The sequence below is a fragment of the Streptomyces sp. NPDC006879 genome (assembly GCF_042869595.1).
Classification (GTDB): Bacteria; Actinomycetota; Actinomycetes; order Streptomycetales; family Streptomycetaceae; genus Streptomyces.
In genome coordinates this window covers 16015-28442 of record NZ_JBIAGC010000029.1, presented here as the reverse complement: position 1 = coordinate 28442, position 12428 = coordinate 16015, and the positions used below count along the sequence as shown (strand labels likewise).

Genomic DNA, 12428 nt, shown 5'->3' with positions numbered 1-12428 from the left:
CCGGCCGCCTGCTCAGACGTCTCGGCGCCGGAGCACCACGTACGAGGCCGTCACCGCCGCCCCGCAGAGCACGACCAGCAGGAGCAGCTGACCCAGCCCGGAACCGCTGCCCGACACCGGCATGCCGAACAGGAGCGAGAGCGCGACCGGCGGACTGAAGCGGAAGATCGCCTCACCGATCGGCTGGGTGGCCGTCCAGGGCATCAGCATCGCGGACATCATGAAGGGGCCCAGCAGTACGCCCATCATCGTGGTGAGAGTGCCCGCGGAGTGCCGCAGCATGGTGCCGAGCGCCAGGCCGAGCACGCCCAGCAGGGTGACGTACAGGCTGCCGCCGAGAGCGCTGAGCATCCAGTCACCCGCGCGGTGGGACCCCGGGGCGTTCGGGACGATCAGCTGGGTGGCCAGCGTCACGAAGGTGACCGTCACCAGGCACAGGGTGAAAGCGGCGGAGGAGAAGACCAGGTACTTCGCCGTGAGCACCCGGGACCTTCGGGGTGCCGCGGTGAAGGTGGTGCGGACCAGGCCGGTGCCGTACTCAGAGGTGATCACCAGCACCCCCAGCGTGACGATGCACAGCTGGCCGAGCATCATGCCGACCAGGGCCGGAGCGGTGTACGGCACCTTGGAGTAGTCCTGCGCGCTGGTCTGGAAGGCGGTGGTCAGCCCTACGGCGACCACGATCACGACCATCGAGGCCAGAGTCCACAGGGTGGAACGCAGCGAGGTGAACTTGGTCCACTCGGACGCCAGGGCGTGGCCCAGGTGAGGAGGGGCCGAGGGCAGCGGCGAACGGTACTCCGGGCCTGCCGGGGCCACCGGGGACGGCGTCGGCTGGTTCGGGGTGTCCATCAGGTGTCCTTGGCGTCGCGCTGGTCGGCGTACAGGTCGCGGGGTTGCCCGGGCATGAGGAAGGGCTGCCCGGTGGACTGCGGAGGGGGCGGCGCGAACCAGCCGTGCTGCGGTTTCGCGGCCTCCGCCGGGGCGGCCGGATCCGTGGCCGCGTCAGACGGCCGCTCGTGCTCCTCCCACAGCTGGGCCTTCGGGTCCTCCGTCGAGCGGTAGTCGACGGCGGCCTGCGTCATGCGCATGTACGCCTCCTCCAGCGAGGCGGTGTGCGGGGAGAGCTCCCACAGTCGGATGCCCGCCCGGTGCGCCAGCTCACTGATCCGGGGCAGTGGCAGGGCGGTCACCCGCAGTGCACCGTCGGGTTCGGTGAGGACCCGGGCACCGGCCTCGGCGAGTACGTTGCCGAGCCGCTCCCGGTCCCGGCTCCCGTCGTCGGGCACGCGCACCCGGGCGAAGCCCGCGGAGTTCGCGGCGATGAACTCGGCGACGCTCATGTCGGCGAGGAGCCGGCCACGTCCGATGACGATGAGGTGGTCCGCGGTCAGTGCCATCTCGCTCATCAGGTGCGAGGAGACGAAGACGGTGCGGCCCTCGGCAGCGAGCTTGCGCATCAGGTTGCGCACCCAGTGGATGCCCTCGGGGTCGAGGCCGTTGACGGGCTCGTCGAAGAGCAGTACCCGGGGGTCGCCGAGCAGGGCTGCGGCGATCCCAAGCCGCTGGCCCATGCCGAGCGAGAAGCCGTTGGTGCGTCGGTCGGCCACGTCCTGCAGGCCCACGACGCCGAGGACCTCCTCCACGCGCCGCTCGGGAATGCCGGAGAGCTGGGCGAGGGAGAGCAGGTGCCGGCGGGCCTTGCGTCCGCCGTGGACGGCCTTGGCGTCGAGGAGCGCGCCGACGTGACGCTGGGCGTTCGGCAGCTCACGGAAGGGGAGCCCGTTGATCGTGACCTGCCCGGAGGTCGGATGGTCCAGACCGAGGATCATGCGCATGGTGGTGGACTTGCCGGAGCCGTTGGGCCCCAGGAAGCCCGTCACATGGCCGGGCCTGACCTGGAAGGAAAGCCCGTCAACCGCAGTCTTGGCGCCGTAGCGCTTCGTCAGGCAGACTGCCTCGATCATGCACTTTCCTTACCGGGCCGGGGTGCGTCTCTCTCTCACAAGGGTAAGGACGTGAGCGCCGGGTCGACGGTTGCCTGTGTCACGTACCTGCCGCGGGCCTCCACTCCCCGGTCAGCTATGCGTCCCGGCGTGCGAGAACCAGGTACCCGCCGGCGAGGGCGGCGAGCACCCACAGCAGCATGATCCCCAGACCGCCCCAAGGCCCGTAGGGGGCTGGATCGCCGCCGAGGGCGGCCGGCACCACCTGCATGATCTTGGATCCGGCCTGGTCCGGGAAGTAGCGGGCGACGGACTTGGCGCCCGGCACCGCCGACAGGATCTGGGAGACCAGGAAGAAGAACGGCATCAGGATGCCCAGCGACAGCATCGAGCTGCGCAACATCGCGGCCACGCCCATGGAGAACAGGGCGATCAGTGCCATGTACAGGCCGCCGCCCACCACGGCCCGCAGGACGTTGGGTGCTCCGATGGTGGTGCGGTGCTCGCCCAGCAGGGCCTGGCCGAGGAAGAACGACAGGAAGCTCGTCGCCATCCCGATGACCAGGGCGAGCGCGGTGGCTACCGTGATCTTGCTGAAGAGGAAGGTGGCCCGCTGCGGCACCGCGGCCAGTGAGGTGCGGATCATTCCCGAGCTGTACTCCGTGCCCACCACCATCACGCCGAAGACCACCATGGCCAGTTGCCCGAGCACCATCCCGGAGAAGCTGAGGAAGGTCGGGTCGAAGGTGGCCCGCTCGACGGGGGAGAGGTTGCCGAACTGCGCGTTCATCACCGCGCACAGTGCGGCGCTGAGCGCCACCGTCACCACGAAGGCGCTGATCAGCGTCCACGTGGTGGAGGAAACCGTGCGGATCTTGGTCCACTCGGACTGGAGGACGGCGGCTACGGCGGTCATCGTCCGGCCCCCTTCTGCTGCCACTGGGCACCCCAGGGCGTGGCTGGTGCTGGGGGCGGTGATGTGTCAGGCGTACCGGGTGAGTGCGCGTGGTACTCCACGGCTCCGGCGGTCATCTGCATGAACGCCTCCTCCAAGGAGGCCTGCTGCGGGCTGAGCTCGTGCAGCACGATGCCGTGTGCGGCGGTCAGCTCGCCCAGGGCCTCGGCGGTGATCGAGTCCACCTCCCAAGCGCCGTCCCGGGAGTTGACCGCAGGAATTCCGGCGTTGGCCAGTACGTCCTGGAGACGTTCCTGTTCGGGCGTGCGGATCCGCACGTAACTTCGTGAGTTCTGCTGAATGAAATCAGCCATCGAGGTATCGGCCAGGAGTCTCCCCTGCCCAATCACGATCAGATGATCCGCGGTCAGGGCCATTTCGCTCATCAGATGAGAAGAAACGAAGATCGTTCTCCCCTCGTTGGCCAGACTTTTCATTAGATTTCGGATCCAGTGAATTCCCTCCGGATCGAGGCCGTTGACCGGTTCGTCGAAGAGCAGCACCCGAGGGTCACCGAGCAGGGCCGAGGCGATGCCCAACCGCTGCCCCATGCCGAGCGAGAATCCCTTCGCCTTCTGCCGCGACACCGCCGTCAAACCCACCGTGTCCAACACCTCTGCCACCCGGGCCGCCGGGATCCGGTTGGACTGGGCCAGACACAGCAGGTTGTTGTAGGCGCTCCTCCCGCCGTGCATCGCCTTGGCGTCCAGCAGCGCACCCACGTACCTCAGCGGCTCGTCCAGTTCACGGTAGTGGTGGCCGTCGATGCGCACCGTCCCGCTCGTCGGGTGGTCGAGGCCGAGCATCATCCGCATCGTGGTGGACTTGCCTGCCCCGTTCGGCCCCAGGAATCCGGTGACCATCCCCGGGCTGACGCGGAAGCTGAGGGAGTCCACTGCCGTCTTGTCACCAAAACGCTTCGTGAGGGCCTCAAGCTCGATCATGCCGTTCACGCTAGGACGACCAGGGGCCCCTCGCCACCTGAGTGACGAGGGGCCCCTGACCGTGCACGCGTCCGCGGACGGACATTGCGTCCCTAGCGGCTCTGCTGTGCCGGGACTCCACGAGTGATCGGCTCGTCGTCGACCGGGGAGCCGGCCGCGGCCACCGCGGCCCCGGTCAGCGTCGCGAGCATCTCGCGGACGTTGGTCAGCTGGGCGTTGATCGAGTCACGGCGGTTGGTCAGCGCGGCCAGCTCACGCTCGGACTCGCTACGGATGCGGTCCGCCTTGGCGTTGGCGTCCGCCACGATGTCCTCGGCCTGGCGCTGAGCGGTCTCCACGGTCTGACGGGCCCGGCGCTCGGCGTCCGTGCGGAGCTTCTCCGCCTCCAGGCGAAGCTGCTCGGCACGGTGCTCGATCTCGGCCAGCCGCTTCTCCGCCTTCGCCTGACGGGAAGCCAAGTCGCGCTCGGACTGCTCGCGCCGCTTGGCGAGGTTGGTCTCGAAGTCCGCGGCGGCCTGGGCGGCCTTGGCGCGGGTCTCCTCGAACAGCGCATCGGCCTCCTCGCGCTTGGAAGCGGCGTCCTTCTGCGCCTCCGCACGCAGGGTGGAGGCATCGCCCTTGGCCTTCTCGACGATCCGGATGCCCTCGTCTTCCGCCTTCGCCTTGCGGTCGGCGGCGAACGACTCGGCGTCGTTGCGCACCTGCTGGGCGGCGGACTCGGCGAGCTCGCGATGCTGTTCCGCGGCCCGACGGGCCTCCTCACGCAGGTCCTTGGCCTCCTCCTCGGCAAGGCGCAGGATCTTCTCCACGCGGGCGCCGAGACCTGCGTATGACGGCTCGGCATCACTGACCTGGGCCTGTGCATTCTGCGTTTCGAGGTGCAACTCTTCGATGCGCTTCTCCAGCGCGCCGATGCGGGTCTGTGCGCTGTCACGGTCGGCGACGAGCTTGGTAATGCGGTCATCCACCTGACCGCGGTCGTAACCACGCCGCACGAGCTCGAAGCCGAAGGGGGAGGAAGTGTCGCTCATGGGGTTCCTGTCGAATGAGACCGGCTGAGGTGTTAAGGGGAATCCTAGGCGCCCAAGCGGCGTGTCATCGAGCCGTTCCAGGTTTGATCTGGAGAATGACACTCCTTTTGAGTGGCTAGCCCTCCGAGGACTTGCCGCCCGAACGAGTGGATCCCGCCGCTGCGCCGGCCTTGACAGCGCCCGCACCCGAACCGCCCGACGACGACTTTCCGCCACCAGAAGGCGCTTCGAATGATTCCAACGCCTCAAGGACGTCCTGGACACGGGAGATCTCCGCCTGGATGTCCTCGCGCCTACGTACGAGAACCTCCAGTTCCCGCCGCCCCTCCGCCAGCAGGGCATCAGCCTCGGCCTGCGCCTGGGCGTGGACCCGCTCGGCCTCCCGCACCAGCTCGCTCTTCTTCTGCTCCGCTTCCTTGAGGAGTTGCTCCGCCTTCTTCACCGCCGCGATACGGACCTTGCTGGCCTCGCTGCTCGCGTCCGACACCATGGTGCGGGCCTTGGCCTCGGCGGCGGCGGCCTGTTCGGTCGCCGCCTTCACCAGTTTGTCCACCCGTTCGCCGGCCGACTTCATCTGCTCGGCCGACTCCCGGCGGGCCCGGTCGTGGAGTTCCTCGATCTCGCCTTCCACCCGGGCACGCATCTCCTCGGCGCGATCCCTTATCGCAGTCGCGTCCGAGCGGGCGCCGACCAGTAGTTCGTCCGCGTCCGAGCGGGCCTTCTCCACCAGCGAGTTGCCCTCCACGGTGGCCTCCGCGGTGAGCCGGGACGCCTCTTCGCGGGCTGCCGCAATCATCGCGTCGGCCTGCTCCTCGGCCGTCTGCGTGGTCGACTGGGCCTGCTCCAATGCCGCGTCCGTGAGCTGCTCGGCCTCGTTCGTCGCCTCCGTGATGAGTCGGTCCACCTGCTCGGCGGCTTCCGACCGCCGCTGGTTGGCAGACTCCCGCGCTTCGTCGAGCAGCCGCTCGGACTCGGCGCGGGCCTGCTCGCGCAACTCCTCAGCCGCGGCAGCCGCCTCCACCTTGACCCGATCGGCCTCCGAACGGGTACGACGGGCGTGCTCCTGAGCCGAGGCGACCGCCTCGGAGGCCTCGGCGCGAAGCCGCTCGGCCTCCATCTGGGCCTCGCTGAGGGTGAGTTCGTTGGCCGCGGCGGTTTCCGTCGTGAGCCGCTCGCTCTCCTTGACCGCCTCGGTGATGAGGCGGTCCGCCTGCTCGGCCGCTTCCGTACGCAACCGGTTCGCCTCGGCCCGCGCCTCGTCCAACGTCCGCTCGGACTCCTGCTCCGCGGTGGCCAGCGCCTCGGCGGCAGCCGCACTGACCCGCTCGGCTTCCGCCGTCGCCTCGCCGATGACGCGCCCGCCCTCGACCCGCGCCTCCTCCAAGGCATGCGCCGCCTCGGTGCGCAGCCGCTCCGCCTCGGACCGGGCCTCGCCCACCGTACGTTCGTTGGCCGCCCGGGTCTGCTCCGTCAGCCGCTCGGCTTCCGCCGTCGCCTCGCCGATGACGCGCCCGCCCTCGACCCGCGCCTCCTCCAGTGCCGCCGCTGCGCCGCGCTCCGCGTCCTGAAGAGCCTGGGTGGCAGCGCTGGTCAGCCGCTCCGCCTCGGCCGCGGCCTGTGCCTGCTGGAGCTCGACCGCCTCCAGAGTCTGGGTGGTGAGAGCCTCCGCCTCCTCCCGGGCGGTGCCCACGAGCTGGTCGGACTGGGCGGCTGCCTCGGACCGGATCCGGTTGGCGTCCTCACGGGCGTCGGCCCGGGTGCGCGCCGCGTCCCGCTCGGCAGCCGCGAGCGCGTCAGAGGCCTCGGTGCGCACCCGCTGCGCGTACTCCGAGCTGTCGCCGCGCAGGCGCTCGGCCTCGGCGATGGCGTCCGCCACCGTCCGCTCGGCCAGCGACTTCGCCGCTTCGGTCTCCTCACGGGCGGCAGTACGGATGCGCTCAGCGTCCCCGGTCGCCCGCTCCCGTTCGGCGTTCGCGTCCGTGCGGAGCCGCTCGGCCTCCTCCTGCGCCTGCGTGCGGACCCGGTCCGCCGCGTGCTCCGCGCCACTGCGCAGCGCGGCGACCTCCTCCTCGGCCGCCTGCTGGAGGCCGGCCACGGACTCTCGGATCGACTGGGCGGACTCCTCGGCCGCCGACACCAACTCGCTGGCCCGGGAATCCGCCTCCTCCACCAGGCGGGCGGCCTCGGCCTGAGCCTCTTCGGTGCGCTTGCGCGCCGAGGCCAGCAGTTCCTCGCTGCGCTCGCGGGCTGTGGCCCGCTCGCGGTCCGCCTCCTCGCGCGCCGAACCAAGGGTCTCCTCGGCTTCACGGTGGCGGCGGGCGGCTTCCTCCTGTGCGGCGGACAAGGTCTCCGCGGCCTCCGCCGCGATCCGCTCGGCAGCCGATCGGGCCTCCGCGCGGACCCGGTCCGCGCTCTCCTGCGCCTCGGACTTCAGTCGCTCCGCTTCCGCGGCGGCTTCGGTCTGGAGCCGCAGGCCGACGGACTCGCCCTCGGCCCGCGCGGTGGCCGCCTCCGCGGCGGCTTCGTTGCGGAGCCGCTCCGCCTCGGTCTCGGCCTGCGCCTGGAGGGTGCGGATACGCTCTGCCGCCTCCGCGCGCAGTCGCTCGCTCTCCTCTGAGGCCTCTCGACGGATGGCCTCGGCTGCCGTCCGGGCCTCACGCAAGGCGTCCTCGGCCGCGGACAGCCGTTGCTGGGCGTCCTGCTGGAGCCGGGCGATCCCTTCGGCGGCCTCCGCCTCCCGGGCGGCGACGGCCCGTTCAGCCTCTTCCCGCAGCTCCCGCGAGGACGCTTCGGCCTGCGCCGTCAGCGACTCGGCCTGCTCCTCGGCCTCCGTACGCAGCCGCTCGGCCTCGGCACGGGTGCGCTCCAAGGTCTCCTCGGCCTGACGGCGCAGGCCCGTGGCCCGCTCGATCGCCTCGCCGCGCACCCGCTCGCTCTCGGCGCTGGCGCTGCCCCTGAGCTCGTCCGCGTCCGCCTTCGCCTTGCCGAGGAGCTGCTCGGCGGTCCTGGCCGCCTCCTCGATCTGCTGGACACCCTCGCGCCGCGCCTCGCCGCGGATGCGTTCGCCCTCGGCGACCGCCTCCGCGCGCAGCTGCTCCGCCTCGCCGCGGAGCCGGCGGGCCTCTTCCTGGAGCTCGACGGTCTTGGCGCGGTACTCCTCGGTGTCGTCCTTCGCGGCGCCCTTGAGCTGCTCGGCGGTGTCCGCGGCCTGTGCCTGCAGGCGGTCGGCCTCGGCCTGAGCCTCACGCCGGATCCGCTCGGCCTCCTCGGCGGCGGCGCGGGTGGTGGCCTGGGCGTCCTCGGAGGCCTTGGTGAGTACTTCTTCAGCGGTCCGCGCGGCCTTCGCAAGCTGTGCCGCGGCGTCCTCGGCCGCCCGGGTCCGCGCCGACTCGGCTGCTTCCGTGATCTGGCGTTCGGCCTCGTTCTTGGCGTCCGCCAGGGCCTGCTCGGCCTCCGCCTTGAGTGCCTCGGCATCCTTGGTGGCTTCGCCGACCAGCCGGGCGATCTCGGCCTTGGCGGTCCGGGTGCGCTGTTCGTTGACCGATTCGGCGGTGCTCAGCTGCTTGGCGGCGGAGTCCTTGGCCTCGGTCAGCACCTTCTCGGCCTGGATGCGCGCTTCACGCAGCGCGAGGTCGGCCTCCTGGATGCGGGACTCGGCGACCCTGTTCAACTCGGCCGTCTGCTGCCTGGTCTGCTCGGCCTCGCCCGCACTGGCCGAACGCAACTGCTCGGCGTGCGCGGTGGCTTCCTGGGCCTGCGTGGACGCGGCGTTCAGCAGCCGCTCGGCGTCCTTGCGGGCCCGCAGCAGCAGCGCTTCGGCTTCGCCGCGGGCTGCCTCCGCTTCGGCGCTCAGCCGACGACGGGACTCCTCCACCACCCGGGTGGCTTCGGCTCGCGCGGTGGCCAGCGACTGCTCCGCCTCGGTGCGGGACTCCTCCATCAGCCGGCGGGCCTGCGCCTCGGTGCGGGCTCTCAGCTGCTCGGCCCAGGCCACGTTCTCGTTGACGTGCGCCTCGACGCTCTGGCGGCGTTCGGCCAGCTCCTGGTCGAGCTGCTGGCGGCGGGTGACGGCCTCGGTGTGCAGCTCGGCCTGGAGGCGGGCCTGGTGCTCGGCGTGCTCCTGGAGGATCCGCTGGGTCTGTGCCCGTACGTCGCGCAGCTCGTGTTCGGCGTCGCTGCGCATCTGGTCGGCCTGGATCTGGGCGTTACGCAGCAGCTGTTCGGCCTGGTAGCCGATGTCCGCCGTGTCATAGGCGGGGCGGGACGCGAGAGCGCGACGTGCCTCATGGAGCTTGGCGCGCAGCACCTCGACCTGGTAGCCCAGGTCCTCGGCGTGCTGGACGGCCTTCCCGCGCTCCTTCTTCAGCCGCTCCATCTCAGCCTCGAAGCGCGAGAGATGGTCGGCCTCAGGCTGATGACTCTCCTGGCTTTCGTAGCCCCGCACAGCGCGGTCCCATCCGTCCCCTGGTCGCAAGCTCTCTCCCAACGAGCACCGTCCGCCCGCTGAACGGCGCCCCGGGGGAATGGTGTCAGATTCCAGCCGGGACGGGGGTCACAGGCCCCAGACCCCGCTTATCCGCACCGAACCCCGGCCGAGCCGACCGCCACTCTACCGGCCGGGGAAAGCGGCGGTCAGTGCTCGGGGTGGTCCGTGGTCCTCGGCTCCGCTTCGGGCCCGGACTTGGAGGTGACGAGTTCGGTGAGTACCCCGTGGCAGTCCTTGGGGTGCAGGAAAGTGATGCGGGACCCCATGGATCCGATCCGGGGCTCTTCGTAGAGGACCCGGACGCCCTTGTCGCGGATGGACTGGGCATCGGCGTCCACGTCGGCGGTGCCGAAGGCGATGTGGTGGACGCCTTCGCCGTTCTTGGCCAGCCACTTGCCGACCGCGGAGTCCTCCCGGGTGGGTTCGAGGAGCTGGAGGTAGGAGGCGCCGCCGTCGGAGGTCTCGTTGATCTTGAGCATGGCCTCCCGTACGCCCTGCTCCTCGTTGACTTCGGTGTGGAACACCTCGAAGCCGTACGTGGCACGGTAGAACTCGACAGTCTTGTCGAGGTCGAAACAGGCGATCCCGATGTGATCGATTCGCGTCAGCATGTTCCCAGTGCAGCGCTCCGGAGGTCGTAACGCAACGTGCGCGCGATCACACCGGACGACCGGTGACGGCCGGCATACCGCTCAGTACATTCAGGTAAACCCTCGTTCACTCCTCATCCCAAGGGGCTGTGCCTCATGTCCGCAACGAACAGCACGACTTCGGTGATCGTCGCAGGGGCCCGCACGCCCATGGGGCGGCTGCTCGGCTCGCTGAAGTCCTTCTCGGGCGCCGACCTGGGCGGCTTCGCCATCAAGGCGGCGCTGGACCGGGCCGGGATCTCCGGTGACCAGGTCCAGTACGTGATCATGGGCCAGGTGCTCCAGGCCGGCGCCGGCCAGATCCCCGCCCGCCAGGCCGCGGTCAAGGCCGGCATCCCGATGAACGTTCCGGCGCTGACGATCAACAAGGTGTGCCTGTCCGGTCTCGACGCGATCGCGCTCGCGGACCAGCTGATCCGTGCCGGCGAGTTCGACATCGTGGTGGCCGGCGGTCAGGAGTCGATGACCAACGCCCCGCACCTGCTGCCCAAGTCCCGTGAGGGCTACAAGTACGGCGCCGTCCAGATGCTCGACGCGATGGCCCACGACGGCCTGACCGACGCCTTCGAGAACATCGCCATGGGCGAGTCCACGGAGAAGCACAACACCCGCCTGGGCATCGAGCGGGCCCCGCAGGACGAGTTCGCCGCCCGTTCCCACCAGCGGGCCGCCGCCGCGCAGAAGAACGGTCTGTTCGAGGCGGAGATCACGCCGGTGGAGATTCCGCAGCGCAAGGGCGACCCGGTGCTGTTCACCCAGGACGAGGGCATCCGTCCGGAGACCACCGCCGAGTCCCTCGGCAAGCTGCGTCCGGCCTTCAGCAAGGACGGCACGATCACTGCGGGCACCTCCTCGCAGATCTCCGACGGCGCCGCCGCCGTCGTGGTGATGAGCAAGGCGAAGGCCGAGGAACTGGGCCTGGAGTGGATCGCCGAGATCGGTGCGCACGGCAACGTGGCCGGCCCCGACAACTCGCTGCAGTCCCAGCCGTCCAACGCCATCGCGCACGCCTTGAAGAAGGACGGCCTGGAGGTCTCCGACCTCGACCTCGTGGAGATCAACGAGGCCTTCGCCGCGGTGGCCGTGCAGTCAATGAAGGACCTGGGCGTCGACCCGGAAAAGGTGAACGTCAACGGTGGCGCGATCGCCCTGGGCCACCCCATCGGAATGTCCGGTGCCCGGGTGGTGCTGCACCTCGCTCTGGAGCTCAAGCGGCGTGGCGGCGGCGTCGGCGCGGCGGCCCTGTGCGGTGGTGGTGGCCAGGGTGACGCGCTGATCCTGCGCGTGCACAAGGCCTGAGCCCCGCCCGGCCCCGCCCCGGCGGGTCCCCGACCGAACACCGCTAGAACCGTACGAGTCCAAGGAGCGCAGAGCGCATGACGGTGGACGTCCCCCAGCTGGTGGAACAGGCCCGTGAGGGCAAACCCCGGGCGGTGGCCCGGCTGATCTCACTGGTGGAGGGGGCGTCACCGCAGCTGCGCGAGGTGATGGCGGCCCTCGCGCCGCTCACCGGGAACGCGTACGTGGTGGGCCTGACAGGTTCGCCCGGCGTCGGCAAGTCCACCTCGACCTCGGCCCTGGTCACCGCTTACCGGCGGGCCGGCAAGCGGGTCGGGGTGCTGGCGGTGGACCCGTCCTCGCCGTTCTCCGGCGGCGCGTTGTTGGGAGACCGGGTCCGGATGTCGGACCACGCCTCCGATCCCGGGGTCTACATCCGCTCGATGGCGACCCGCGGTCATCTGGGGGGGCTCGCCTGGGCCGCTCCGCAGGCGATCCGGGTGCTGGACGCGGCCGGCTGTGACGTGGTCCTGGTGGAGACGGTCGGGGTGGGGCAGTCGGAGGTGGAGATCGCCTCCCAGGCGGACACCTCGGTCGTGCTGCTGGCCCCAGGCATGGGCGACGGCATCCAGGCCGCCAAGGCGGGCATCTTGGAGATCGGCGACGTGTACGTGGTCAACAAGGCCGACCGGGACGGTGCCGACGCCACCGCCCGAGAGCTGAACCACATGCTGGGGCTCGGCGAGGCGCGGGCTCCCGGCGACTGGCGCCCGCCGATCGTCAAGACCGTCGCGGCCCGTTCGGAGGGGATCGACGAGGTGGTCGAGGCCCTGGAGAAGCACCGGGCCTGGATGGAGGAACACGCGGTCCTCGGCCAGCGTCGTGCCGCGCGGGCGGCACGCGAGGTCGAGACGATCGCGGTGACGGCGCTGCGGGCCCGGATCGGCGATCTGCACGGGGACCGGCATCTGGACGCCCTCGCCGTACGGGTCGCCGGCGGCACCCTTGACCCGTACGCCGCCGCGGACGAGCTGATCGCGAGCCTCACCGAGGCCTGAGGGCCGCCGCGGCGCAGCGACGAGCCCGGTACCCGTCGACCTGCGGTCGGCGGGTACCGGGCTGGCCGCGTGGTGTCCGG

Annotated in this window: 9 protein-coding genes; 2 read left to right on the top strand and 7 right to left on the bottom strand. The window is 70.7% G+C overall.

Annotated elements, in window-relative coordinates:
• Positions 1-12: 12 nt before the first annotated feature.
• The 7 genes from ACFYMC_RS20650 to mce all read right to left on the bottom strand — a co-directional run bounded on the left by ACFYMC_RS20650 (position 13) and on the right by mce (position 9973).
• On the bottom strand, positions 13-852 hold the full coding sequence (locus ACFYMC_RS20650; protein WP_388527216.1) for an ABC transporter permease: 840 nt from the start codon (positions 850-852) through the stop codon (positions 13-15).
• Entirely contained in the window at positions 852-1967 is a 1116-nt protein-coding gene (locus ACFYMC_RS20645; RefSeq protein WP_388527213.1) for an ABC transporter ATP-binding protein, read from the bottom strand. The genes ACFYMC_RS20650 and ACFYMC_RS20645 overlap by 1 nt, the downstream gene beginning before the upstream one ends.
• Positions 1968-2082: 115 nt before the next feature.
• Positions 2083-2862 (bottom strand): ABC transporter permease, encoded by a 780-nt coding sequence (locus tag ACFYMC_RS20640; RefSeq protein ID WP_388527210.1) that lies wholly within the window; start codon positions 2860-2862, stop codon positions 2083-2085.
• Positions 2859-3845 carry an ABC transporter ATP-binding protein gene (locus ACFYMC_RS20635; RefSeq protein WP_388527207.1) on the bottom strand — a complete coding sequence of 329 codons (987 nt, stop codon included), beginning with the start codon at positions 3843-3845 and terminating at the stop codon, positions 2859-2861. The genes ACFYMC_RS20640 and ACFYMC_RS20635 overlap by 4 nt, the downstream gene beginning before the upstream one ends.
• Positions 3846-3937: 92 nt before the next feature.
• A complete protein-coding gene (locus ACFYMC_RS20630) occupies positions 3938-4876 on the bottom strand; it encodes a cellulose-binding protein (RefSeq protein ID WP_388527205.1) in 939 nt (312 codons plus the stop codon).
• Between the two features lie 115 nt (positions 4877-4991).
• Complete coding sequence (scy, locus tag ACFYMC_RS20625) at positions 4992-9320, bottom strand: polarized growth protein Scy (RefSeq protein ID WP_388527203.1); 4329 nt, start codon at positions 9318-9320, stop codon at positions 4992-4994.
• 188 nt (positions 9321-9508) lie between these two features.
• Positions 9509-9973, bottom strand: a complete 465-nt coding sequence (gene mce / locus ACFYMC_RS20620; protein WP_388527200.1) for a methylmalonyl-CoA epimerase — start codon at positions 9971-9973, stop codon at positions 9509-9511.
• Positions 9974-10108: 135 nt separating this feature from the next.
• On the opposite strand from mce, the gene ACFYMC_RS20615 reads away from it, so the two are divergent.
• Together ACFYMC_RS20615 and meaB are read left to right on the top strand one after the other, a co-directional pair.
• Positions 10109-11311 (top strand): acetyl-CoA C-acetyltransferase, encoded by a 1203-nt coding sequence (locus ACFYMC_RS20615; protein WP_388527197.1) that lies wholly within the window; start codon positions 10109-10111, stop codon positions 11309-11311.
• 77 nt (positions 11312-11388) lie between these two features.
• Positions 11389-12348 carry a methylmalonyl Co-A mutase-associated GTPase MeaB gene (meaB, locus tag ACFYMC_RS20610; protein ID WP_388527194.1) on the top strand — a complete coding sequence of 320 codons (960 nt, stop codon included), beginning with the start codon at positions 11389-11391 and terminating at the stop codon, positions 12346-12348.
• Positions 12349-12428 lie beyond the last annotated feature (80 nt).